The sequence below is a fragment of the Halobacillus litoralis genome, from assembly GCF_020524025.1.
Taxonomy (GTDB): Bacteria; Bacillota; Bacilli; order Bacillales; family Halobacillaceae; genus Halobacillus; species Halobacillus litoralis_D.
On sequence record NZ_JAIVKN010000004.1, the window covers coordinates 1 to 25,666 of the forward strand.

The window sequence follows — 25,666 nt, forward strand, 5'->3', positions numbered from 1 at the left end:
CCCCAATCTTGATCATCACTTCTACACTCCAAATCTTTATCTAGTATAGAAATGATTATCTGTTATTATTGGGGAATTTGAAACCGTTGTTATTAGGGATTTTAGCACCGTTGCTTACATGGTTTATACATTCAAGAAACCTAGGTGTGGAAAGGCACTAATGCACACCTCTTTTCCTGATAGTTCTTTTATTAGTTTTTGTTAGAAGTAAAGAATGTATAACTTTTCGACAATACTACAGCCCTTGATGATGTGGTATTGTACTTGTATGGAGACGAATATTTTTACGATGAATTTTCTTTGATGAACATCAACATTGGGAAGCCTTTAAGAACAAATATGGAGCTAAGATCCGGCCAGTCGTGCAAAAGAAAGTGGAGAAGTTTCGAGATTGTGGAAATTTTAAAAAGGGTTTTAAGCTTTTAGTACATGAATAGATACACTCAACATACTGTAATACGAATTGAGGTGACCGAGTGGAGCGTACAGAGGACTTGATTGAGTTATGTTTATTAATGGGGAAGATCATGCAACAAAATGGAGCGGAAACCTATCGTGTGGAAGATACGATGACGCGGATTGCCCAATCTTTCGGACGGGATGAATCCCAAAGTTATGTAACACCTACTGGGATTATGTTTACGATTAGCCCTGGTGCCCATGCAAAATTAGTAAGAGTTTCGGCACGAGAGACAAATCTCGAGAAAGTGAACCTTGCGAATAATGTCTCCAGAAAGATTGCAAGTGGGGAAATGTCTACTCACGTAGCGTATAAAGAGCTCAGAAAGATTGAAACCAGTCCTACAGACTATTCCATGCTCATGCAAATCATCTCTGCCACGTTAGCGAGTGGTTTCTTTACTATCATGTTTCAGGGGAGCTGGTACGATTTCCTGCCAGCCTGCTTAGCAGGAGGACTGGGGTTTATTGCATTGATTAACTTTATTCGATTATTTGAAATTAAATTCGTTGCTGAATTCGTTGCTTCGTTGTTGATCGGTTTTACAGCCTTCTCCCTTTTTTCATTCGGTATTGGGAAGGAAGTTGATAAGATCGTTGTCGGTTCAATCATGCCGTTGGTCCCTGGTCTGCTCATCACCAACGCTGTAAGAGATTTGATGGCAGGTCATCTTATCTCAGGACTCGCCAAGGGGGCGGAGGCTTTTTTAACGGCTTTTGCAATTGGGGCAGGTATTGCTGTTATGTTTGCACTATTTTAGAGATCGTGAGGAATGACTATGTGGATTGAATATGCCATAGCAAGCTTTTTTGCATCAGCTGCCTTTGGAATCATCTATCAGGCGCCAAGAAATACGCTCGTCAAATGTGGTCTCGTCGGCATGGTTGGTTGGATGATTTACGCATTCTTAGTATGGAAAGAAGTCGACAGTGTCCCGGCTACACTCACCGCCTCCTTTGTTATTGCCCTGGTCAGCCAGACGCTGGCAAGGATATACAAAACGCCTATGATTATATTTAGCGTACCAGGGATTATTCCTCTCGTACCAGGAAGTCTCGCTTATGACGCGATGCGGAACTTTGTACAAAATGACTACAGCGCCGCTATCTCTATTGCAGCGAAAGCTTTTATGATATCCGGTGCCATTGCATTTGGGCTGGTGTTCTCGGAAGTGCTTAACCAGATTATAAAAAAGGTGAAACAGACAAAAGCGCAAGTGAGGTAATGGGTGACTCTCACTTGCGCTTTTGTTTGTCTTTATAATCCACATGGATTATGACTGGATACAGTTCAGAAAGTATTTAAAGTTATTGTATTTTATAAATTAACTTTGCGATGGAAACCATAGTATAATTAGGATTTGTAGGTCTTATTATTGTCCTATTAAATAGCAGAGTGAATGGGCGGCATGATGTAATCATTCCCCCTTCCTAGTAAGGAGATGGCGAGCATTTGCTCGCCATCTTTTTTTATTTAAAAGCTCAGGAGTATGAAACAGACCTGACGTGCAGCGTTTTATATATAGTATACTCTCAGCTCTTCTTGGTCAGGAAAGTTGACTATCGGTACATAACTTGTCTGGATCGTTGGTTTGTCAGAGAAATATAGAAAAACTGACACGAGCCTTTCACAACCTATTTATGTTGTCTGATTAAGGTATAGGAACCTATCAATTTATTATGTGAAAAGTTTCTGACCTTCACTACGGGAATACTATAGCGACCTGGGGGTCAGGCACTTTCATAAATAGAAAAGGAAATGTGGTAGACGCTGTACGTTGGAATAAAATTCTCTATCCATTTTTTGTTTAAATTGTAAAAAGAAAGGGGAAAAATTTCTGAGAATCAGCTAAGAGGTGGTGGGGTGTTTTTATGAAAAAAAGAACGGAAATACCAACAATTGCAATTATCGGTCTGCTGGCCTTAACGATTATTTTCGGATGGTTTCGGTACGGCTATGGCCTTTTGTTCAGTGAATTTAAAAAAGAATTCGGTCTTTCTACATCCTTGTTAGGGACGATCTCGAGTCTTACGTTCGTCACCTTTTTGATAGGGGCGGTGACGGTTGTCCTCTTTGTGGTTAAGTTCGGGCCACGGTATGTCATTTTGACAGGAATTATGACCGTTTCAACGGGTTTGTTGATTGCATCTCTAACTGGTAGCTGGATTGTCTTTGCCGCAGCTTGTTTACTTGCTGGATTAAGCCCTGGGCTGACATGGTCTTCTTTTTCTCAAAGTGTTCACGAGAATCTGCCGGAAAGCATTCAGAAGAGGTCGCTGGCAATCATCAGTACTGGATCTACGATAGGATTAATCCTCATCTCCCTAATTTACATGTTCGTTGATGGAAATTGGAGATTGATTTGGGGAGGTGGAGCTGTGGTTGGGTACCTCATTTATTGGTGGGCGTATAAGGAGGTACCTTTTCAAAAACAGGCTCCTAGTACGACGCGACTCAGGATTACTGACCTGAAGCCTTTACTTACGAATGATAAGAAGCCGTTCTATGTTGCGGCGTTCCTATTCGGATTCACCGAATCGACATATTGGACATATTCGGCGGACTTTGTGCAGACTAATTTCTCAATCACTAATTCGAATGCGATTTTCTTCTTAATAACAGGTATAGGAGGCCTGGCAGGGTTGCTGGGTGGAGAATTAATCAGTAGGTGGGGGATGAGATTGACTTTTACCTTCACGATTGTTCTTTATTCCTTGAGCATGTCTGTCTTGTTCTTTTCTCAAGCGTGGCTGCTTGTATGTTTCTCAGGATTGACATTTGGTATCTCTTTCATGCTGTATGCAGCGTATTTACCGATTTGGAGTGCGAAAGTCTTCCCTAAATTCCCGGCCGAAGGGTTCGGCATCTGTATCATCGTGTTGAACATCGGGGCGATTCTCGGCCCGGCGGTATTTGGTTGGATTTTGAATTACTCCGCTTATAGTTTAATCTTTTTATTGTTAGGAATTTTCGGCTTGTTGAAAATGTTAGCCTTGCCTGTCTTGGAGGAAGAGTTTTAAGAAGTTGAGAGTGTGAACAGGATTTGGATATGGAAAGGTGTTGTTCTTAAGATTTTTTCACCGATTCATATTTTAATAAAAGCTGTTATCAACTATGATAAAGTATGGAGAAATCTTTCTAAAAAACTAGAAGGTTTAAGGCATTTGCCTTAAACCTTCTAGTTTTTATAGCGGATAAGGAGGTTAACATTGACACACTTAATATTGGATGTAGATGATACACTATATGATCAATTAATACCTTTTGAACGAGCGTACCGAGAACTCTTTAATCATTTGGATGTGCCGGTTGATCAATTGTTTATTAAAAGCAGGTACTATAGTGAAGAGGTTTTCGATTTAGTGAGCGAAGGCAAAATGGATAAACACGAGATGCATATTTACCGAATCAGCAAAGCCTTTGCTTTCTTTGGTGTTGAAATTTCTCGAGAAGAAGCTGTAGAGTTTCAATCCTATTATGCACAAAATCAAAGAGAAATAGAGTTGGATCCCGAGATGGAAGAACTACTCAACGAAGCCAAAGCTCAAGGAATAGTGCTGGGCATCATCACAAATGGGCCGGGGGAGCATCAAGCGAATAAAATTAAGCAATTGCAAGTGAAAGATTGGATAGACGAGAACAATATTTTTATATCTGGAAAACTAGGTATCGCTAAGCCGAGCATTGATATTTTTCGGGTTGTCGAGGAACAGATGGGGATTGAGCCCGGGAATTCCTACTATATTGGAGACTCGTATCAAAATGATGTGATAGGTGCTAAAAGGGCTGGGTGGAATTCGGTTTGGGTAAATAGGAGAAAGCATCCCATACCTTCAGATATGGAGTACTTACCGGATTATATAATAGAAGGTCATTCGAGTCCAAAGTCTGTGTTAAGTCGAATCCTGTCTGATAGATAGGTTTATAAAGTGTCCATAAAGTGAAAACGTTGGCTTCCCCTAAAGGCAGGAGGCCAACGTTTTAGTTTCTTTACTTCCTTCTTCCATTCACCAAGCTCTATGAAAGTGCCTGACCCCGCATCGGTAAAGAGGTGACAAGCATTTGCTCGTCATCTTTTCCTTTGCTTTCTATATGTTCGTGACCTGACTCCTATAGGCACTTTCTCTATTTATCTAATCACTACATAAGGCCTCATCATCTCATAGTCTTCATGCTCTAAAATGTGGCAGTGCCACACGAACAATCCAGGGTAGGGTCCGAATGGAATGATGATCCGCGTTATTTCTCCTGGGTTAGCCCTGACCGTATCCTTCCATCCTCTTTCGTTTAACGTTGGAGGGACACGTGGTCCTGTAGGAACGATCCGCCCTTCTTTTTCAAAAAGGTCACGGTCGAAGGGTTGACGGTCGAGAATTTGGAAGCGGACTAGATGAAGATGGATCGGATGCGTCGCTTGTGTCTCATTAATCAGATTCCATATTTCGGTTTGACCCAGCCTTGGTGTCTCAGAAACGGGATCCGACCACAACCGGTCATCTAACAAGTGGATGCTGCGATCGTAAGAATCTTTTCGCATGTTGAGGCGTAAAGTCCGGGTTTGCTGATAATGTGTAAGTTTAGCGACTGGTGCCAGATGAGCTGGTATGGAACTATCGTCAGGACAGGTAAGAGATTGGACCACACGGAATTGCATGACAGTCCCCGTTGTCTCAGGATCCGGTTTTTCTCCTTGTGTTTCGAACTCGTTACGAAGGACGATTGATTCACCGTAACAAGTAGAAAAATCGACGATCACATCTGCTCTTTCTGCTGGTGCTAGTATAAGAGATTGGACGCGGATCGGGATTTCTAACAACCCTTGATCTGATCCGACTTGGATGAAAGGTGCTCCGTTGGAAAGGGAAAAACGGTAGAAGCGGGTGTTCGATCCGTTCAGGATGCGGAACCGGTATCTTCTTGGCTCTACATTAAAGTACGGCCAAACTTTTCCATTCACCAAGATCGTATCCCCGAAGAATTCTGGTACAACGGAAGGGCGGGGAGCTGTTAACGGTTTGTCTGGTTCAGATGGATAGAGAAGACGGCCATCTACATGAAACGACCGATCCTGGACGATTAACGGGATGTCGAAGACTCCGTTTGGCAGGTTCAAGCGAGCCTCTTCCTGGTCATGGATGATGTACATGCCGGCAAGTCCGGCGTAAATATTAAGACGCGTGATGCCCATGGCATGGTCGTGATACCACAAGTTGGTCGAGGGCTGGTGATTGGGGTAAGTGTACAGTCTATTGGTAAAATGAGGTCCTGTTTTTTGAAAATCACGGGTAAACCACGCCTCTGGATAGCCGTCACTTGTATCTGGCGTCACCCCACCATGGAGGTGTACCACGGTCCGTACTTCCGGGTTGTTTTTCTCGGCACCGTGAACGGTTGTATCAATGGGAAGGATATGTCGGTCAGGGAGTTCATTTTTCCATAATACATGGATCGGCTGGTGTCTCAGCACTTGAAAAGTCGGACCAGGATACTGCCCATTATAGCCCCAGACTCTCGTTGGAGGGAGGTCTCGATGCAGCTTTTGAATGGTTTCCTGCATCGTAACTTCATAGAATGGTACATTCTGAATATAACTCGTCGGGCGAATGGTCTTCATGATGGGAAGTGGGTCCGTAAACTTCTTCAGCATACCTATCTCTCCTCTTGAACATTAGGACTTAATTTATCTTATTTACAGGGGAGGGGGGTTACGCTTTTTTTCATTGTTCAATTCACATATGGAAGATTAATCTCTTTAATTAACGATTAGTAAGCAAAACAAAAATTGAACACCAAGTGGGGTATAATGACATCACTGAAGTATATGCATAGATAATTATTTTCATAGTTTATTTTAAGAGCGGTACCTCCGAGAAGAGGTACCGCTCTTCTTTGAATAATTAACTTAAACGACGTTTTGTTTCCATACGGTCCGTGGTATGGGTATATAAAAGATGAAAGGGTGATTTAAGATGAATGGCATGATGAATGGTAGCGGTATGGGAGGCGGATTCTTCGGTTTTGGACTAGTCATTTTAATTGTTGTGGTGGCGATTATCTCAATAGTCGTATGGATGATGAAGCCAAATAAAAACGAAAGGTCATCACAGCAGGATTCTATAGAAAGGTTGAATCACCGGTTGGCAAATGGGGATATTTCCGAAGAAGAATATGACCGATTAAAAAAGAAAATAGAACATTGAACAGTCTGGAGGAGTGAAACGAATGAATAGAAAGATTATTGGATCAATCCTTATAGCTGCCTTATTAGGTGTTGGAGTGTGGATGTTTTTCCAGTCTCCATTTTCAAGCTCTACTCAGCAAGCTTTACCAGCCGGGGTTCAACAAGATGGAATAAGCATCACGAATCTGGAGAAACCAAAAGCTGGGGACAGACCTGTTAAAACATTTGATCTTACGGCTAAAGAAATGACATGGAAAATAAATGAAAGTAAAGAAGTAGAAGCGTGGACGTATAATGGAAAGGTTCCGGGTGAGGCCATTCATGTCACTGAAGGGGATTATGTGAAGGTGCGATTAAAAAATGAACTGGATGTCCCTGTGACGATTCACTGGCATGGAATGATTTTACCTAACCAAATGGATGGTGTTCCAGGTTTAACTCAAGATGCTGTTCAGCCCGGCGATACGTTTACTTATGAATTTATAGCTAACGACGCAGGTACCTATTGGTATCATTCACATCAACATAGCTCAAAGCAAGTAGATAAAGGGCTGTATGGCCCATTCATAATTGAAGAAAAAGAAAAGAAATTTGAGAAAGATCAAACGTATATACTGGATGAGTGGGCCGTGAACCAAGAAAAGCAAAGCCTGGCAAATATGGGCGGCATGATGATGGGCTCAATGTCAGGAGACGGAGAAGCTGACACAAAACAGATGTACGATACACTGACGGTGAATGGTAAATCGGGCTCATCCATTCAGCCGTTAGAGTTGGAGGTAGGAGAAACCACACGTTTGCGCTTTGTTAATGCAGGTTATCGACAGCATCGATTAGTTTTTCCAAAAGGTTCAATGAAGATATTAGCTACGGATGCGGAAGATGTGAAACAAGTTGGAGAATCAATAAATACATTAGAAATTGCTCCAGGTGAACGTATTGATGTGGCCTTTACAAAGGAAAAGAAAGGTCAAGAGGTTATTGGAGAAGATCCTCAATTGCAAAATGCCAATCAAATGAAAATTCCAGTTGTTTCTAAACAAAAAGAGAGCAATTCTGATATTAATGATTTGAATGTAGCGAATGCAACCTCCGTAGGAAGCAGCACATCTAAAGGAAGTGAACAATTATTATTCGATAAGGTGCCGGAAACCGATGTTTCTTACCAAATGGATTTGAGCATGGGAATGAATATGGGAGAAGGAATGGTCTTTCAAATTAATGAAGAAGTATTCCCTGGATACCCCTATGATTCCTGTGAAAGAAGGGGACATCGTTAAAGTGGAGATCAGTAACTCTGGTATGCTGAACCACCCGATGCATTTACATGGCCATCGTTTTCAAGTGCAATCAAAAAATGGGGAACCTTATGATGCGCCGATCGTCAAAGACTTGATTCATGTGAAGCCTGGTGAAACATATACGGTTTACTTTAAAGCTGAAAACAAGGGGGAGTGGCTGTTCCACTGTCATGATAATAATCATGCTGATCGTGGAATGGTGACTATCGTTGATTATGAAGGTGTTTATTCCCCATTTGAGTTAGGTGGAAAGAATAATAACCAGCCTTAAAGCAAAAATAAAGACGCTCCAAAAAGGGAGCGTCTTTATTTTTTGTTGGGGAAGAGGGTGAGTCTTTTCATAATCGAAGACATGAGTCGTTCTTGTTGAATAACGATTAAACCAGCCGCTTCAATATTATCCATCGTTTTCCTGTTTATGTTTGCTCCTATCATCTTCAGACCAATAGGGTTTAAAAAATCCATGATCTTCCCTATCCCTTCCACATCACTCCTCATATGTTCAAGCATAATAATTTGTCCGGTAGGTTTTGTAACCCTTTTGATTTGTTTTAAACCTTGAATAGGATCTGGGACGGAGCAAAAAACTCAAGTGGATACTACTGTATCAAATGTATCATCGTTAAATTCAAGATTTTGGGCGTCCATTTCCAATAATTTATAGTGACTGGGAAGTATCTCAGCTTTTTTCTTAGCTTTTTGGAGCATTTTAAGACTGAAGTCGATGCCGGTTACGTTAACATTAGAGTTGTAATACTTCAGGTTAGCCCCGGTTCCAACACCAACTTCCAGTGTTTGGCCAAATGCTTCTTGAATGAGATTCTTTCTCCACTGATCACGTATCATGTAATCCATAAGGTCAAACACACTGGAAATTCGATTATAACGTTGTTTGATTCTTTCGGTTTGATTCTTGTCCATGAAAGTGCCCCCACTTAATGAAAAGTCAGGTTTACATTTCTTCTTTGATTCCTTTGCGGACAAGCAGCCAGTTAGCTGGATAACTTGTAAGGAAACCAAGGATCATGGCAATCTGCATCATGAACCAATACGTAATTTCATTCGGTTTGGGTGGTTCTGTGAACAATACGTAGTGGACGATAGCCATCCATCCAAACATTCCAATTTCAAAGGCAATTAAAGAAAATGAATCTGCTTTAACCGCTGCTTTAATAGAACCCATTACTCCCTTACTTTTATCCATTGGGTAAATCGCGTAAAATTGAAAGATAATTCCAAAGATATACGCTAAGATAAATTCAACCGTGTAGTGAGCAAATAAGGTTGAACCGGCAATCGTTAATCCAGTCAAAGCTACAATAGGAACCCCTACGGCGTCTCCAAGAGTACAGCCTGCGGAACAGTGGCTGGTGGAAACGAATACTTTTGCCGGGCGACCGCGGTTATCTTCGGTATCCAGGTTCTTTGCCTTTAACCGGCCCCACTTAAAGTATGTCCAAAGAGCGAAGGGGCCGAAAAACCAACCGTTGATTGGCCATACAACATTCATAACCTTCATCATTTGTGGGTGCCTGATGATATCAACTATGATGATAAGAGAAGAAAGAAGGCCAATCGCAAGTGCAATCCATGAAACAGCTACTAACATAAAAAATCACCTCTCCAATTATTACGGTACAGACTCAATACCCGGTAATGGTATTTGAATAAACGTAGATTTTTTCTGACTAATCGTTGAACCGAAAAAGTTGACTCACAATACCATATAGGGGTATATTGAAAATGAATAGGGGGAATGGAAGTATGGCAGATGAATACTTTCCTGAAACGAGTAATAAAAAGCCTGTTAAACCTAGAACTGTCCAGGAAAAAGAAGCGGTTATGAACCGGTTGAAAAGAATAGAAGGCCAAGTAAGAGGGATACAGAAAATGGTGGAAGATGATCGGTATTGTGTCGATATCCTTATACAAATTTCAGCAATAGATAAAGCTTTAAATAAAGTAGGTCATTCATTACTTGAACGTCACACTCATCACTGCGTAGCGGATGCTATTAAAAATGGTGACGGCGAGAAAGCCATTGATGAATTAATGAAGGTAGTCCAGCAATTCTCCAAATAGGAGGGGTGTTTCTATGAGTGAGCAAAAAGATATGAATATAGGAATTACCGGGATGACGTGCTCTGCCTGTTCAACACGTATTGAGAAAGTATTGAACAAAATGGATGGCGTTGAGGCGAATGTGAATTTAACGATGGAAAAAGCGAGTATCCATTACGATGAGGAGCGCATTCAACCTTCTGATATTACAGCAAAGATTGAAAAGCTGGGCTATGGTGTTCAGAAGGAACAGGTAGAGCTGGACATTCATGGAATGACGTGCTCGGCTTGTTCTGCGCGTATTCAGAAGGTATTGAACAAAATGGATGGTGTTGATCAAGCCACGATTAACCTGGCTACTGAGGCAGGTTTTGTTGAATACGAGCCAAATCGGGTATCCGTGGATGATATCATCGCCAAAGTGAAGAAACTTGGCTATGATGCGGTGATTAAACAAGATCACGAGGAGCAGAAAGATTATAAGGAAGAAGAAATCAAGAAGAAGAAGCGCCAATTATGGTTCTCTGCTATTCTTTCCTTTCCATTGCTGTATACGATGATCGCTCATTTACCATGGGAGATTGGATTACCAGTTCCTGATATTCTAATGAATCCTTGGTTTCAATTTCTTCTTGCCACTCCCGTTCAGTTTTATATTGGTGCCAGGTTCTATATAGGAGCGTACCGGTCTTTAAGGAATAAAAGTGCGAATATGGATGTACTCGTTGCATTAGGGACATCTGCTGCTTATTTTTATAGTTTGGTTGAGGCTGTCCGCTGGCAGATCAATCCGCAGATAATGCCTGAGCTTTATTTCGAAACAAGTGCAGTTCTCATTACTTTGATTCTTGTAGGGAAACTATTTGAATCCCTTGCAAAAGGGCGGACGACAGCAGCCTTAACAAAGCTTTTGAACCTTCAAGCGAAAGAGGCAACGATTCTCAAAGAGGGAGAAGAACAAAAGATTCCGGTCGATCAGGTAGAAGTCGGGGACATTTTGGTAGTTAAGCCAGGAGAAAAGATACCCGTGGATGGAAGTTTAGTTCGAGGGTCATCGTCTGTAGATGAGTCTATGATTACTGGGGAGTCCATTCCGGTGGAGAAAAATGAGGGCGACGCTGTCATTGGATCGACTATCAATAAAAACGGTACGGTTCAAATGAAAGCTGAGCGGGTAGGAAAAGACACGGCGCTTGCCGGCATCGTCAAAATTGTCGAGGAAGCTCAAGGCTCAAAAGCCCCTATTCAAAGAACAGCAGACATTATATCCGGGATTTTTGTTCCAATTGTCGTGGGAATCGCTGTTCTTACGTTTATCATTTGGTATGCCTTTATCAATCCTGGGGAGCTGCCCGCAGCCCTTGAAGCTGCGATTGCTGTACTCGTCATTGCCTGCCCATGTGCACTGGGTCTTGCCACTCCTACATCCATCATGGTCGGAACCGGCAAAGGTGCCGAACAGGGGATTCTTTTTAAAGGTGGAGAATACTTAGAAGGAACCCAGAGTATTACCACTGTGCTATTAGATAAGACAGGGACAGTAACGAAAGGAAAGCCTGAGGTTACAGATGTTGTTGCTTTTTCAGACGATGAAGAAGAGTGGCTGGCAGATCTAATTGCTGCAGAGAAAGCGTCGGAACACCCCCTGGCCGAGGCTATAGTCACCTACGGGAAAGAACAGAACGCCGCACTTAAGGAAGCGGATCATTTTGAAGCTATACCTGGTTATGGTATTTATGCAGAGGTGGAAGGCAGACAAGTCTTTGTGGGGACTAGGAAATTGATGGAACGTGAAGGTTTTTCTTATCAAACGTATGAAGAGGCGTTTTCAAAGTTGGAGCATGAGGGAAAAACCGTTATGTTTATAGCTGTCGAGCAGGAAATTAAGGGGTATATTGCGGTCGCTGACACCGTTAAAGCTACCTCTAAGCAGGCTGTTTCCGACCTGAAAAAATTAGGGATTCAAGTATTTATGGTTACAGGAGATAACGAGCGTACGGCTAAAGCGATTGCTGAACAAGTTGGGATTGACGGTGTTTTTGCCGAAGTCTTACCAGAAGAAAAAGCAGAGAAAGTAAAAGAACTACAAAAGCAGGGGCAGAAAGTTGCGATGGTCGGCGATGGAATCAATGATGCTCCTTCTCTAGCTACGGCTGACATTGGGATTGCCATTGGGACTGGGACGGATGTTGCTATTGAAACAGCAGACATTACGCTGATCGGTGGAGATCTTGAACATCTGAGCAAAGCCATCCAACTAAGTCGAAAGACAATGAAGAATATCCGCCAAAACTTGTTTTGGGCACTCGCCTACAATACTGCCGGAATCCCGGTAGCTGCAATTGGATTGTTAGCCCCATGGGTGGCTGGTGCAGCTATGGCATTTAGTTCTGTAAGTGTTGTCAGCAATTCCCTTCGGTTGAAACGGGTGAAAATATAAAGAAACGAGAAAGGATGAAACGATATGCAAACATCGATTAAGGTTGAAGGAATGACGTGCGGACATTGTGAAAAAGCGGTTAAAGGTGCTCTAAAGGAGATCGATGGAGTACAAGAGGTTCACGTAAACTTGGAGACAGGGAATGTCGATATTTCTGCAGATGAGAAAGTCAGCGAACAAGAAATGGCTGAAGCTATCGAAGAACAGGGATATGATGTCGTTTCATAAATTGCATTAAAAAACTAAAAGCCTGAAGCTGCGACAAAGGTTGTACCTTCAGGCTTTTTTATATTTAGATGTAGGTTTAAGAAATAACAAAATGCTTCCTGCTTTCTCAAATATTTTTTGAGGATTCGATGAGATTCTTAAAGGAGTGTAGGGTATGAAAGTGAAATTCATGTTAATAGCAATGGCTGCTCTTGCCACTATGGCGGGGTGCAGTGGTCAATCAGAAGGAACGGAAAGTAACTCAAAGGATACAGGAGAGGAATCATTACAGGCAGTTACAGAGTCATTCAATGGTTCGTTAGAGCATGTTCATGGGATAGGATATATCGATGAAGAGACGATTGCATATGCTGCGCATTCAGGGATCAAGCTTTACCAGGATGGGGAGTGGCTGGAATCTACCTATCACAAAAATGACTATATGGGCTTTAATGTAGTAGATAACGGCTTTTATACATCCGGTCATCCGGGCGGTGAAAGCGATCTGCCTAATCCAATAGGACTTCAAAAAGGAGAGATCACAGAAGAAAGATTGTCAGCTCTTGCTTTTGAAGGGGAAAGTGATTTCCATGTGATGGGTGTAGGAGCAAGGAATCATACGGTTTATGTATTGAACGAGCACCCTAATTCTGAGATGGAAAAGGGCCTTTATAAAACCACCAATGACGGCAAGGATTGGGAGGAAATTGCAGCAGAGAACTTAGGGGGGAAAATTTATCAAGTGGCTGTGCACCCGGATGACGAGAATGTCTTGGCAGCAGCAGGTTCGAAAGGGATTTACTTAAGTGAAGACGGAGGAGAAACCTTCACGATGATTTCTGAGCAGGGACAAGGAAGCGGTTTGTACTTCACCAAGGATCGATTATATTACGGTCTTTATACAGGAGAGCCCTCGTTGAATGTGTATAATTGGAAGGATCAATCAAAAGAAGAGATAAAGCTCCCTGAGTTAAAGGATGATGCTGTCCTGTATTTCTCCAAGAACCCGGATGCGGGTGATGAACTTGTCTTATTCACAATAAAGGGAAGCAGCTATGTAACTTCAGACTCTGGAGAAACATGGGAGCAAATTATCGACCAAGGTAAAATTAAATAAAAAAGTTTGAGCAACAGTCAGCCTGTTGATATGGGATCCTTTATTTCTCCCATAGAAGATTTTTACGTAGGGGAATCTTTGATTGTAATAAAAAAAGGTCTGCCATTTCAATTCCTGGACAAATCATACCAAGGTACTCTATGGATGATAACCTAATAAAGAGAAAATGTAATATTTTTTCCATTTATGTTTAATTATACCGGTATAGGGTTACCATACCTATGTATTTAAATTTAAAAGGAGGAGATTAGTTATGTCCCATGAACAGTACCAGTCTGCTATTCAATCTCTACATGAGTGTATGGAGGCTTGTAATCACTGCTATGATGCCTGTCTGCAAGAAGAAGACATCAAAATGATGGCTCAATGCATTCGTCTGGATAGAGAATGTGCAGATATTTGTGCTTATCTTGAACAGTCCTTAGTTAGAGGAACTCCTTTTGCAGCGGAACTGGCTGGTGTTTGTGCTCAAATTTGTGAAGCTTGTGGAAATGAATGCAAGAAACATGATCATGACCATTGTCAAAAGTGTGCAGATGCATGTTTCAAGTGCGCGGATGCATGTAAGAGCATTGCATAAGATACTTACGAATAGAGGAATAACTAGGACTAGCACTTGTGCTGGTCTTTTTTTCTTGAGAAATTGGTGTTTATATATACCCCTACGAGGTAAAGGTATTATATAAAAAGATTTTACTTATAAAAAAGATTGGAGGATTTACAGTGATAGATGACCACCATAATCATGAAAAACAAAATGAAGGCCATGATGAACATGGAAATAAGGAACATGACCATGAACACCATGGGCATGAAGGTGACGACCATCATGGTCATGAGGGGCACGATCATGGGGCGATGGTTGAGAATTTTAAGAAGAGGTTTTATATATCTTTAATCGTAACCTTACCTATATTGATTTTGTCTCCAATGATTCAGGATTTTATTGGTCTGGATATATCTTTTCCTTATGACCAATATGTTTTATTTGGCTTGGCAACTTTTGTGTTTTTCTATGGTGGCTGGCCTTTTATTACAGGGGCAATAGATGAATTGAAACAAAAGAATCCTGGCATGATGACTCTGATAGGGCTGGCGATTGTTGTGGCTTATGTATATAGTTCTCTCGTGGTTTTTGGATGGTCAGGCAGGAATTTCTTTTGGGAGCTTGCGACATTAATCGATATTATGTTGCTGGGCCACTGGATTGAAATGAAGTCTGTTATGGGAGCTTCAAATGCTTTACAGGAATTAGTCAAACTAATGCCCAATGAAGCTCATCGATTAACAGAAAATGGGGAAACAGAAGATGTCCCATTAAGTGAACTTCAATCGGAGGACCTTGTTCTCGTAAAACCGGGTGAGAAGATCCCGGTAGATGGAGAAATTACAGATGGTAAGTCTGCTATTGATGAATCAATGCTTACTGGAGAATCTGTACCTGTAGAAAAAGAAGCGGAAGATGAGGTTATCGGTGGATCAATAAACAAAGAAGGCAGCCTTACGATTCAAGTGAAAAAAACTGGGGATGATACGTATTTATCTCAAGTCATTGAGTTAGTACAAGAAGCTCAGAACTCAAAATCCAGAGCTCAGGACTTCGCCAATCGCGCAGCGAAGTGGCTCTTTTATTTAGCGCTGGGGGCAGGTATAGCGACATTTATCATTTGGATAGCTTTAGGGTATTCTTTTGATGTAGCTTTAGAACGTATGGTAACCGTTATGGTAATAACCTGCCCGCATGCTCTAGGTCTTGCAGCACCACTGGTAGTGGCCGTTTCTACTTCGTTGTCAGCTAAGCAGGGGCTTTTAATAAGAAATCGAACTCAATTCGAAAATGCAAGAAATATAGACGCCGTCATATTTGATAAGACAGGTACGTTAACCAAAGGTGAATTTGGTGTCACGAATATCATTTCGAATGAATATGAGGAAAATGATGTGTTGTATTGGGCAGCAAGTGTCGAGCAAAACTCTGAACACCCTCTAGCTAGGGGGATACTCGAAAAAGCCCGGGAACAAGAGATATCCCTTGGGAAGGTAGAGGATTTTGAATCCATAACTGGTAAAGGATTAAGAGGGTCTGTTGACGGAAGAGAAGTAAAAGTCATGAGTCCTGGTTACATGAAAGATGAAGGGTATTCGTATGATACAGATTCCCTCAATGAATTATCGGAAGAAGGCAAAACAGTGGTCTTTGTTTTGCTGGATGACCAATTCATTGGTATGGCCGCGCTGGCAGATATGGTACGGGACTCTGCAAAAGAAGCGATAGCAGAACTAAAATCAAACAACATTCATTCCGTCATGCTTACGGGAGATAACCAAAAAGTGGCGAACTGGGTCGCCAAACAGCTGGATATTGACGAAGTTTATGCTGAAGTTTTACCGGATTATAAAGCTGATAAAGTGAAGGAAGTTCAGTCCAAAGGAAGAAAAGTTGCAATGACTGGAGATGGAATTAATGATGCGCCAGCCTTGGCGACAGCAGATGTAGGCATAGCCATTGGAAGTGGGACGGATGTGGCCGTTGAAACGGCAGATATTGTCCTTGTAAAAAGTAATCCCAAAGACATTGTTTCCATTGTAAGCTTATCTAAAAATACGTATAAGAAGATGGTGCAGAACCTCTGGTGGGCAGCAGGTTACAACATTTTTGCAATCCCTTTAGCAGCAGGAGTTTTAGCTCCAATTGGCATTGTACTCAGCCCTGCAGTGGGAGCCGTTTTAATGAGTTTAAGTACAGTTGTTGTTGCCATTAATGCGAAACTGTTAAAGGCAGACTAATGAAGCGAGGCAAAGAAGATTCTTTGCCTCGTCTTTATGATGAATGATGATTGTGAGGGCCTTGGTCATATATAGGCTTATCGACAATCCAACTTCCACCTAATAAAAAACCAACCACCAACAAGAAAACAAGAAATGGTCTGAGTAACCATTTTTTTGATTGAATAGATTGCTCAGTACAAGAAGTGGCTGCGAACATTGGATACAAAATCAAAGAACACACAGCTATTGTAATAAATATCTTAATTAGAATAATGGATTCGGGAATTGAGATCATCTCTCCCAGCATTGCCCCCATCATCCCACCCATTAAACCGGCTGAAAGTCCCTCAATAAAGGAAACTATACCTAACTTCCAGTTGCAGATCCCTCCAATAAAAGCTCCTGATGATATTCCTAATATTGTAGAAAAGAATAAATCCCCTTGAAAAATTGAACCAAGCAATAATCCTGCTACAAGGCCACTACTTGTCCCAGAAACCATCGAGATGGCCATCCGCTGGCTGTGGTGAAGATTGGTCTGAAATCTTCCCGTCAATAGGGGGGAGAGTATTACAACGATTAGTAATGACAAAGCTGTAAAAATATAAAAATTGATCATCCCTATTCTCCTCTAACTCATGAGTCTCTTAATTAACTTTATGATGAATGGATTGGAATTATTTTTTTATAGCTGATAATTTATGGAACATCACTGTGAGTGCGTTGGAGTTAAAAAAGAAAATATTAATACAAGTGTGCTTTTTTTACAATTATCAGTTCTCTCTAGTCGCCACACTACAGAATCTTTTTGCGCTATGTAATACTTTCTAATTACCTTCCTAAGTATTTATTAGGAAAATATTCGGGGTTTTGTTATATAATTTTATAAGTATCTTAATTTCTAATATTGCAATCAAAGGAACCCACCTCTTGTGGTTAAGGATCAAATGAATACAAGTAAGCATCACTAAAATAAGAAGGTGAATGGCATGTTTGACCATTTATTTTTATCGTTTATCTGGCTGCTTATTGCTTATCATGTTGTTACTTTCATTGCTATCGGACACATGTACATTTTCCATAGGGTCTTCCATGTCCCTAACGCGAAAGAGGCAGGTACCACACCTATGAAATCGCCCGCCTATCAAAAAACACTTCCTTATCAAGCTTTATACAATGTTATTGTCTTTCCAATCTTTTTGTGGCTGTACGTTAGAGGAATCGAAACGGATAATCTGAAACAATTGATGTTTCATACCGTCATTCAATGGACCGCAATATCTATCATCCTGGATTATATCTTCTGGGTGCTGATTCCGCACAAATACAGATTTACACATCGGGAGTTCTATATCGGTTACCAACCATGGATCACGCTGATTTATCTGGCGATTTTCATCAGTCATTACATTGTAGGTGTTTTTCTCTGATAAAGGGGGTAGGGACATGAATCAAAGGAATCGCACGGATCGCGCGTTTTATGAGATGGTTGTCATCGCAGGATTAATGCTTTTATCTGTTCTTTTTGTACCATCCGCTCTGGGTCTTCTCTCTATTCTGCCTATCATTTATGTGTTTGTTGAACGCCGGGTGAGACATAGGACCAAAGAAAGTATCGGTTTCAAAAGAAAACGATTGTACCAGGATCTTTTATCTGTCCTGCCGACCTTTCTTCTCGTGAGCTTTGCGCTTCCTGTTGCCTATTTCTTTATCTTCACTTATTCCTCACCTGCCCTGCTTGAACACATCGAAAAGAGAGTGGATATACTGAGTGCCTTTAACGGTGCCTGGCCCTTGGCCATTCTGCTTTTTGCCCTTGGCGAGGAAATCGTTTTTCGTGGTCTGATTCAAGCGCGATTGAACTGGAAAATGCGTCCGGCATACGCGATTGTTCTTAGTTCCATCCTTTTCTCCGTCATGCATTTGACTGAAGGGAGTTCTGTTGTTGTAACTGTAGATTTAGCGACGATATTTTTGGACAGTATCCTTTTTGGCTGCTTATTTTTTCGAACGAACAATCTTTATATTTCATGGCTCGCTCATGCACTGGCCAACCTTACGGGCGCCTTTCTGCTTTTTTTCTTCCTATAAATTGAAATGCCCCTTTTCTTGTCGATGACCATTTAGGCATGGCAGGGGAGATGTCTATGTATATTTTGGTATCTCTAATAAACAAAAGAAGCCGGCCTCCCGCATAAAGGAGAGACCAACTTCTTTGTTTTTTTATATGTCTTTATTTTACCCACTCATCAATTACATCTTGATTCTCATCCACCCACTTCTGAGCGCCTTCAGCAGGATCTTCAGAGCCTTCTACATACTCAATAAGCTTACCGATTTGTTGATCGGTCATCTTCCAGTTTTTAAACCATTCGCTTACTTCTGGGTAATCTTCTCCAAAGCCTTCTCTGGTCGCATGGTGGATCTTTTCTACCCCGCCAAATGTTTTTTGCGGATCTTTCAAGAATTTTAAGTCATATTTCGAGAAGATCCAGTGCGGGCTCCAAAGCGGGGCTACGATTGGTTCTTCTTCTTCTACTGCATTACCGATTTCCGCCAGCATAGCAGATTCAGAGCTTGGAAGTAGTTCATATTCGAGATTATAGTCCTCAATTAACTGCTCTGTTACTTCCATCGTACCTGCACCAGGGTCAAAACCAACAATTTCACTGTTAAACAGTTCTTTGTTTTCATTTAAATCTTCTACGCTGTTAATATCTTCCAGGTAGGTTGGAACAACAAGTCCTACTTTTGCATTGTCATACCAGGTCGCATCAGAGAAATTAATGGTATCTTGATACTTCTCTAAATAAGCAGCATCTTGAACGGGCAGCCAGATCTCTAAGCTGGCATCCAGGTCGCTGCTTTCTAAAGCTTTCATCGTACTTCCCATGTTCAAATTATTTAACTTAACATTATAACCATTGTCTTCGAGGATGACTTTCCACATATTAGTGACAGCAATGTTTTCTGCCCAGTTAATTTGACCAATCTTTAACTCTTCTTTCTCAGTACCTTCTTGGTCACTACTTGATGCCCCGCTTGTGTTTCCACATGCTGTGAGGACAGCAATCATGAGAACCGCTAAAATGATACCCAGGTCTTTTTTCCACTTGTTCATGTTAAAAACTCCCCTTTGTTAGTATGTATATTATTTTAAATACATTCTTTATATTAAATGTATTAAATATTTTTTTAACGAAAAAGCAAAATGAAGTCCCTCTTTACAATGAAAGAGGGGAGGTAAGGTAGTCTGTAGCAGCTACAGACTACCTGATCACTTCTTTTTAATCTTGTTCATCTTTCGGTAAGAATTCAAATATCTCACCATTTCTTATACTTTCTACTAAGTCATTCAACCAGTGGTAGTATGTCTTGGATTCTTCTAACTGGTCATAGTACTTTTTTGCTGTCGCAACGATTTCTGGTGTGCTGGTGGAATCTTTGATCACATCTATGAAATCTTCTTGTGCTTCCTCAATGGCTTCCAGGTTCATGTTAACTTCCCGTTCCCACATCTGGCAGTAAAATGCCATAAAGGAACGGAAGAAATCTTTCTCAGCTACATACGTATGTTTTCTGGAGCCGCGTGTAAATGTCTTTTTCACCATTTTTATTTCCTGCAGCCTGCGGACGCTGGTGCTCATACTTGGCTTACTCATTTCGAGTTCCGAACGCATTTCATCCAGCGTCATCTGATCTTTAAAGTACATGGTCGCATATAAATTCGCAGCAGCGGGTGTTACCCCGTATGAATCCATCGTTTCTGCAATGGCGCCGATAACTTTATTCTTGGCTTCTTCTATCTTAGCGCGGGATCTTTCTGTAGATTCACTCATAAGGTCGCTCCTTCAATTAAAGTAAACCGTGTTAAAAATTTACTAAATCTTCTTCACAAACATCATGTTAACGTGTTCAGAAAAAATGTCAAATACCGAAGAGTTATTTTTCCCTCTAGTAACCGCTCATTCCTTTACTAATCCTAACCATTCCAGTACTATCCCATTCTTTTTATCTGGACAAATTCATTTTGACAGTCTTAAGGGGACATGTTAATGTTAAAAACGTTAAATAAATTTTTAATAAACTTAACTAACTTCACGAATGGAGTTGATAGATATGAATCTTAAACTACAACAATACATGAACGGCAAATGGGTAGACGCGAACTCAGGTAACACGCGTACGATTATTAATCCATATAATCAAGAAATCATCGCCACAGTTCCAGAAGGTGATGAATCTGATACAAAAGCAGCCATCGCTGCAGCAAGAGAAGCTTTTGATCACGGAGAATGGGCTTCTACTCCAGCTACAGAGCGTGGGGCTGTTGTAAGAAAAATAGCTGAATTGATAGAAAGAGATAAAGAAGAACTCGCGTACTTAGAATCATTAGATACTGGTAAAACGCTAGAAGAAAGCCGCGGAGACATGGATGATATCGCTGGTGTTTTCCGTTATTACGCAGAACTTGCAGATAAGGATGGCGGAGAGATGATTGATTCTCCAGTGCCGAATTCTATCAGTAAAGTGGTGCACGAACCGGTTGGGGTTTGCGGACAGATTACACCTTGGAATTATCCTTTACTTCAAGCGTCCTGGAAACTCGCTCCAGCACTGGTTACTGGAAATACGTTAATTATGAAGCCGAGCGAAATCACACCGCTTACGACTATTAAAGTATTTGAGCTGATGGAAGAAGCGGAAGTTCCTGCTGGTGTCGTTAACCTTGTTCTTGGTGCAGGTGCTACGGTTGGCGCAGAGCTTTCGACGAACGAAGATGTAGACCTTATTTCCTTCACTGGCGGCATTGCGACCGGTAAGAAGATTATGCAGTCAGCAAGCTCCAACGTGAAGAAGCTTGCTCTTGAGCTTGGCGGGAAGAATCCGAATGTGATCTTTGCTGATGCTGATTTTGACCTGGCTGTAGACCAAGCATTGAATGGAGTATTCTTCCACGCCGGACAAATCTGTTCAGCTGGTACAAGACTAATCGTGGAAGAAAGCATTCACGATGAATTTGTTCAAGCGCTGGTAGAGCGAGTGAAAAAATTCAAGCTTGGAAGCGGGTTTAATGAAGAGACACAGATGGGTCCACTGATTTCAGCTGAACATCTTGCGAAAGTAGAACAATATGTAGAAGCAGGGATCAAAGAAGGGGCTGCCTTAGCTGTTGGTGGCAGACGACCGGAGGATCCTGAACTGCAGAACGGATTCTTCTTCCTGCCGACGATCTTCACAGACTGCACAACAGATATGAGTGTTGTCCAGGATGAAGGGTTCGGTCCTGTAATTACGGTAGAGAAATTCAATACTGAAAAAGAAGCCGTAAAGCTTGCGAATGACTCCATTTATGGTCTTGCTGGTGGCGTTTTTACAAATGACATTGCAAAAGCGGAACGCTGTGCAGCGAAGATGCGCATGGGAACGGTTTGGATCAATGAATTCAACCTTTATTTCCCACACGCACCATGGGGTGGATTTAAGCAGTCTGGTATTGGCCGCGAACTTGGCCGTTTAGGGATGGAAGAGTATACAGAAACCAAACATATCTTCCAAAACCTTAAACCAGAGACAATCAACTGGTTTTAAGCAGCCATCATGGAGTCGTTAGAGAGGGAAGTTTAAACTCCCTCTAAAGTGAGAGCTGTGGAATCAACTTAGAAAACTCAATCACACCATTTCAATAAATGAAGAAAGATTTTGAGCAGACTATTTCTATTGCTTGGATCCCTTTCTTCCAATGGCAACATCGAAGGAGGAACAGATTATGATTGAATCATATGATTATGTAATCGTTGGGGGCGGAAGTGCAGGATCTGTGCTCGGAAACCGTCTAAGTGAAGATGGAAAAAAAAGTGTCCTGGTTTTAGAGGCGGGACGTAGTGACTATTCATGGGATTTACTCATTCAAATGCCGGCAGCGCTGCCGTTCCCTTCAGGTAAGGACCTTTATGACTGGCAGTATGAATCAGATCCTGAGCCTTATATGAATGGCCGCCGGATCGCTCATGCCCGCGGTAAAGTTCTTGGGGGTTCGAGCTCTATTAACGGTATGATCTATCAACGCGGAAACCCGAAAGATTATCAACGCTGGGGAGCCGACGAAGGAATGGACAGCTGGGACTGGAAGCACTGCCTTCCGTATTTCAAACGTCTTGAGAATGCGCTGGGATCACCGGATGATGAACTGCGCGGTCATGATGGTCCAATTAAATTGGAACGCGGCCCTGCCAAAAATCCTTTGTTCCAGGCCTTCTTTGATTCAGGTGTACAAGCGGGTTATAACAGAACCCCTGATGTAAACGGATTTCGTCAGGAAGGTTTTGGTCCGTTTGATAAGCATGTATACAAAGGGCAGCGTCTGTCCGCTTCCCGTGCTTATCTGCACCCGGTTATGGACCGTGAAAACCTAACAATTAAAACACGTGCCTTCGTTACAAGCATCGACTTCGATGGCACAAAAGCAAAAGGATTAACCTATAAGCGAAACGGAAAAATGCATCAAGTACAAGCAGGGGAAGTTATTCTCTCAGGCGGTGCCATCAATACGCCACAGCTGCTTCAACTATCTGGTGTTGGCGATGCGAAGCACCTTCGCTCCCTTGGCATTGATCCAGTTGTTGACCTTCCAGGTGTAGGGGAAAATCTTCAAGATCACCTTGAAGTCTATGTTCAACACGCGTGCCCGGTTCCGGTTTCTGAACAGCCGAACCTTAAGAAGTGGCGGATGCCTTGGATCGGCCTTCAGTGGATGTTTGGACGTACAGGTCCAGCAGCAACAAACCATTTTGAAGGTGGCGGATTTGTCCGTTCCAACGAAGATGTCGACTATCCAAACTTGATGTTCCACTTCCTCCCGGTAGCGGTTCGTTACGATGGGCAAGTAGCACCGACCGATCACGGATTCCAAGTCCACATCGGACCTATGTACTCCGATGCCCGCGGTTCCTTGAAGATTAAGTCTAAAGATCCGAAAGAGCACCCGAGCATGGTGTACAACTACCTTTCAACAGAACAAGACAAACGTGAGTGGGTGGAAGCGATTCGAATCACACGTGAAATCATGTCTCAACCTGCAATGAAACCTTACAATGCAGGGGAAATTTCACCTGGTCCTACGGTTCAAACAGAAGAAGAGATTTTGGATTGGGTAAGAGAAGATGCGGAGACAGCCCTTCACCCGTCCTGCACAGCGAAAATGGGACCTGAATCAGACCCAATGTCAGTCGTAGATCCTCACACGATGAAGGTTCACGGACTAGACAATGTACGAGTGGTCGATGCTTCTGCAATGCCGTATGTAACAAACGGAAACATTCATGCACCTGTATTAATGCTGGCAGAAAAAGCAGCGGATCTGATCCTTGGGCGTAAACCGCTGGATCCGATCGATGCGGATTACTACAAGCACGGTGTTCACCCGGCTGATGCAGGCACGGTTTCTGGAGCTAAACCCAAAGCAGTCACGAAATAACATGACTTATAGAAGAGCTCAATAATAATCGCTGACCTGTAACTCACGTATATAATTGTTACTTCAGGTATAGTGTTAAGGCACTAAACGAAAGAGACTACATCCTTGGCAGGGTGTAGTCTCTTTTTATTACACCAATAATGTATTTAATAGCCTTGTCTATAGGATTGGTAGAGTTATATAATGGAAGCAGATCTTGTACATAAAGGAGGGAAAGTCATGCATACGTTCACATTAGGCATCAACACCGAGAGCGAACATCTCCTTTTTTTGATGTCTATTTTTGGAATTTCAGTGGTCCATGGGACAAGTGTGTCCATTTTTAGCTGAAATTTCATAGATGTGAATGTACGTATGATTTCCTTAGAATAGCGAAAGCAGCCACACGGGAATGATCACGTGTGGTTTTTTATGTATAAGAGAGGACGAGGTTTAGTGATTAAATCAAAACGTAGTATTTATATGTTGTATATCTATATCTTTTTTGCCCAGTTGTTTTTTGACCGGGCTTTGTGGGTCATCTACCTTGGTGACAGAGATATGTCGCTTGGTCAAATTGGTTTATTGGAGGCCTTTCTCCACCTGGCCATTGTTCTATTTGAAGTTCCTACAGGGATGATTGCAGATTTGTATGGGAGAAAAGCGAGTCTGCTGTTCGGAAATGTATTTAGTCTCCTTTATGGGTGGTTTATGTTAATCAGTGACACATTCTCGATTTTTACACTCGCCTTTTTATCTATGGGACTGATGGTCACTTTGCATTCCGGCGCCGAGCAGGCGTTTGCTTATGATACATTGAAAAATGAAAACCGTGAGAAGGATTATACGAAGGTTATTGGAAGCATGACGGCTCTTGCGCTGTTGTCGTTAAGCCTGGCTAAATTCCTTGGTGGTTTTATGGCAGATATCAGCTGGGAATGGGTGTACGGATCAACGATCTTCACACACGTTCTCGCACTGATTCCTCTGTTTTTATTAAAGGAACCGGAACGTGAAAAGTCGGAAGACATTGGCGGACGATGGTATAACCAGTGGGTACACCAATTTAAATTAGGTTTAAATGTTTGGAGGAAGAACCCGGTCATTCATCAGCCTATTGTACTTTTTACTTTAGCTGGCGCAGTTATGGTCATTATCGTTTTTTATGGGCAGGAGTACTTTATTCAGTTAGGATATTCTTCTGTTGTTGTGGGAGCTGTTTTTACGGTTGAAGGTCTTCTGGGAGTTGTGATGGCGAAAATCGCCTATAAAGTCGAGGAGCGGTTTGAATTCTTTAACCTCTTGTACTATGGTTCAGGGCTTTTCGTTTTATTTTTCCTTTTATTTATCTTTGCCACTGAGTGGGCGATCCTGTTATCTTTCCTTTTCCTGGCCCAGCTGTTGAGTCTATTCGAGCCGATCTTCAGCTCATTTGTGCAGAACAGACTGAAAAGTAACGTCAGGTCCACTTTCTTTTCGCTGGTAGGTTTAATGGAAAGCTTTCTGATCATGATCACCTTCCCGTTATTCGGATTTGCGGTTGAGCGTACGGGTTTTACCAACGGGTTTACGGGTCTGCTCATTATCTTCGTTATGGCGGCGGGGGGATATCTACTGATTCAAAAGCTGATAAAGAGTTAATTTTAGGAGCTTCTCCCTTATGTGGGAAGCTCT

The 25,666-nt window shown here is 41.9% G+C and carries 25 protein-coding genes; 18 read left to right on the plus strand and 7 right to left on the minus strand.

Annotated elements, in window-relative coordinates:
* Positions 1-515 precede the first annotated feature (515 nt).
* The 4 genes from LC036_RS14300 (at position 516) to LC036_RS14315 (ending at position 4,380) form a co-directional block, all read left to right on the plus strand.
* Positions 516-1,220, plus strand: coding sequence for a threonine/serine exporter family protein (locus tag LC036_RS14300; protein ID WP_115825041.1), 705 nt, complete (start codon positions 516-518; stop codon positions 1,218-1,220).
* An 18-nt stretch (positions 1,221-1,238) separates the two neighbouring features.
* The gene (locus tag LC036_RS14305; protein WP_226583993.1) at positions 1,239-1,685 is read left to right on the plus strand and encodes a threonine/serine exporter family protein; all 447 of its coding nucleotides are present in this window, start codon (positions 1,239-1,241) and stop codon (positions 1,683-1,685) included.
* Between the two features lie 646 nt (positions 1,686-2,331).
* A complete protein-coding gene (locus LC036_RS14310; protein WP_226583995.1) occupies positions 2,332-3,480 on the plus strand; it encodes an MFS transporter in 1,149 nt (382 codons plus the stop codon).
* 189 nt (positions 3,481-3,669) lie between these two features.
* Complete coding sequence (locus tag LC036_RS14315) at positions 3,670-4,380, plus strand: HAD family hydrolase (protein ID WP_226583998.1); 711 nt, start codon at positions 3,670-3,672, stop codon at positions 4,378-4,380.
* Between the two features lie 209 nt (positions 4,381-4,589).
* On the opposite strand, the gene LC036_RS14320 is transcribed toward LC036_RS14315, so the two are convergent.
* A complete protein-coding gene (locus tag LC036_RS14320) occupies positions 4,590-6,107 on the minus strand; it encodes a multicopper oxidase family protein (RefSeq protein WP_226584001.1) in 1,518 nt (505 codons plus the stop codon).
* Positions 6,108-6,429: 322 nt separating this feature from the next.
* On the opposite strand from LC036_RS14320, the gene LC036_RS14325 reads away from it, so the two are divergent.
* From LC036_RS14325 to LC036_RS14335, 3 genes are read left to right on the plus strand one after another with little or no spacing between them, the layout of a single operon-like run.
* A complete protein-coding gene (locus LC036_RS14325) occupies positions 6,430-6,660 on the plus strand; it encodes a Vpu (RefSeq protein ID WP_226584002.1) in 231 nt (76 codons plus the stop codon).
* Between the two features lie 22 nt (positions 6,661-6,682).
* The gene (locus tag LC036_RS14330) at positions 6,683-7,921 is read left to right on the plus strand and encodes a multicopper oxidase family protein (RefSeq protein WP_226584005.1); all 1,239 of its coding nucleotides are present in this window, start codon (positions 6,683-6,685) and stop codon (positions 7,919-7,921) included.
* A complete protein-coding gene (locus LC036_RS14335; protein ID WP_226584008.1) occupies positions 7,863-8,213 on the plus strand; it encodes a multicopper oxidase domain-containing protein in 351 nt (116 codons plus the stop codon). The genes LC036_RS14330 and LC036_RS14335 overlap by 59 nt, the downstream gene beginning before the upstream one ends.
* 35 nt (positions 8,214-8,248) lie before the next feature.
* Here the strand turns inward: LC036_RS14335 and LC036_RS18580 are convergent, their stop codons facing one another.
* The 3 genes from LC036_RS18580 to LC036_RS14345 all read right to left on the minus strand — a co-directional run bounded on the left by LC036_RS18580 (position 8,249) and on the right by LC036_RS14345 (position 9,551).
* Positions 8,249-8,452: a hypothetical protein gene (locus tag LC036_RS18580; RefSeq protein WP_319004477.1), complete on the minus strand. Its 204-nt coding sequence runs from the start codon at positions 8,450-8,452 to the stop codon at positions 8,249-8,251.
* A 78-nt stretch (positions 8,453-8,530) separates the two neighbouring features.
* Positions 8,531-8,863, minus strand: coding sequence for a class I SAM-dependent methyltransferase (locus tag LC036_RS18585; protein ID WP_319004478.1), 333 nt, complete (start codon positions 8,861-8,863; stop codon positions 8,531-8,533).
* Between the two features lie 31 nt (positions 8,864-8,894).
* The gene (locus LC036_RS14345; protein ID WP_226584011.1) at positions 8,895-9,551 is read right to left on the minus strand and encodes a DUF4396 domain-containing protein; all 657 of its coding nucleotides are present in this window, start codon (positions 9,549-9,551) and stop codon (positions 8,895-8,897) included.
* A 155-nt stretch (positions 9,552-9,706) separates the two neighbouring features.
* Here LC036_RS14345 and LC036_RS14350 point away from each other — a divergent pair, with 155 nt between their 5' ends.
* The 6 genes from LC036_RS14350 (at position 9,707) to LC036_RS14375 (ending at position 16,554) form a co-directional block, all read left to right on the plus strand.
* Complete coding sequence (locus LC036_RS14350) at positions 9,707-10,024, plus strand: metal-sensing transcriptional repressor (RefSeq protein ID WP_226584025.1); 318 nt, start codon at positions 9,707-9,709, stop codon at positions 10,022-10,024.
* A gap of 13 nt (positions 10,025-10,037) precedes the next feature.
* Entirely contained in the window at positions 10,038-12,443 is a 2,406-nt protein-coding gene (locus LC036_RS14355) for a heavy metal translocating P-type ATPase (protein WP_226584028.1), read from the plus strand.
* Between the two features lie 24 nt (positions 12,444-12,467).
* Entirely contained in the window at positions 12,468-12,671 is a 204-nt protein-coding gene (gene copZ, locus LC036_RS14360) for a copper chaperone CopZ (RefSeq protein WP_226584031.1), read from the plus strand.
* A gap of 154 nt (positions 12,672-12,825) precedes the next feature.
* Positions 12,826-13,767, plus strand: a complete 942-nt coding sequence (locus tag LC036_RS14365) for a F510_1955 family glycosylhydrolase (protein ID WP_226584033.1) — start codon at positions 12,826-12,828, stop codon at positions 13,765-13,767.
* Between the two features lie 253 nt (positions 13,768-14,020).
* A complete protein-coding gene (locus tag LC036_RS14370; protein WP_226584036.1) occupies positions 14,021-14,347 on the plus strand; it encodes a four-helix bundle copper-binding protein in 327 nt (108 codons plus the stop codon).
* Positions 14,348-14,697: 350 nt separating this feature from the next.
* Entirely contained in the window at positions 14,698-16,554 is a 1,857-nt protein-coding gene (locus tag LC036_RS14375) for a heavy metal translocating P-type ATPase (protein ID WP_413229972.1), read from the plus strand.
* 34 nt (positions 16,555-16,588) lie between these two features.
* On the opposite strand, the gene LC036_RS14380 is transcribed toward LC036_RS14375, so the two are convergent.
* On the minus strand, positions 16,589-17,155 hold the full coding sequence (locus LC036_RS14380) for a hypothetical protein (protein WP_226584038.1): 567 nt from the start codon (positions 17,153-17,155) through the stop codon (positions 16,589-16,591).
* Positions 17,156-17,525: 370 nt separating this feature from the next.
* Here LC036_RS14380 and LC036_RS14385 point away from each other — a divergent pair, with 370 nt between their 5' ends.
* Entirely contained in the window at positions 17,526-17,966 is a 441-nt protein-coding gene (locus LC036_RS14385) for a hypothetical protein (RefSeq protein WP_226584041.1), read from the plus strand.
* 16 nt (positions 17,967-17,982) lie between these two features.
* A complete protein-coding gene (locus LC036_RS14390; protein WP_226584044.1) occupies positions 17,983-18,627 on the plus strand; it encodes a CPBP family intramembrane glutamic endopeptidase in 645 nt (214 codons plus the stop codon).
* Between the two features lie 142 nt (positions 18,628-18,769).
* Here LC036_RS14390 and LC036_RS14395 read toward each other — a convergent pair whose 3' ends face one another.
* Together LC036_RS14395 and cudC are read right to left on the minus strand one after the other, a co-directional pair.
* A complete protein-coding gene (locus LC036_RS14395) occupies positions 18,770-19,657 on the minus strand; it encodes a glycine betaine ABC transporter substrate-binding protein (RefSeq protein ID WP_226584048.1) in 888 nt (295 codons plus the stop codon).
* Between the two features lie 166 nt (positions 19,658-19,823).
* On the minus strand, positions 19,824-20,375 hold the full coding sequence (gene cudC / locus LC036_RS14400; RefSeq protein WP_226584050.1) for a choline uptake/conversion transcriptional regulator CudC: 552 nt from the start codon (positions 20,373-20,375) through the stop codon (positions 19,824-19,826).
* Positions 20,376-20,655: 280 nt separating this feature from the next.
* Here cudC and betB point away from each other — a divergent pair, with 280 nt between their 5' ends.
* The 3 genes from betB (at position 20,656) to LC036_RS14415 (ending at position 25,633) form a co-directional block, all read left to right on the plus strand.
* Positions 20,656-22,128, plus strand: a complete 1,473-nt coding sequence (gene betB, locus LC036_RS14405; RefSeq protein ID WP_226584053.1) for a betaine-aldehyde dehydrogenase — start codon at positions 20,656-20,658, stop codon at positions 22,126-22,128.
* 178 nt (positions 22,129-22,306) lie between these two features.
* Positions 22,307-24,013 carry a choline dehydrogenase gene (betA, locus tag LC036_RS14410; protein ID WP_226584056.1) on the plus strand — a complete coding sequence of 569 codons (1,707 nt, stop codon included), beginning with the start codon at positions 22,307-22,309 and terminating at the stop codon, positions 24,011-24,013.
* 435 nt (positions 24,014-24,448) lie between these two features.
* A complete protein-coding gene (locus tag LC036_RS14415) occupies positions 24,449-25,633 on the plus strand; it encodes an MFS transporter (protein ID WP_226584059.1) in 1,185 nt (394 codons plus the stop codon).
* The last annotated feature ends 33 nt before the right edge of the window (positions 25,634-25,666 follow it).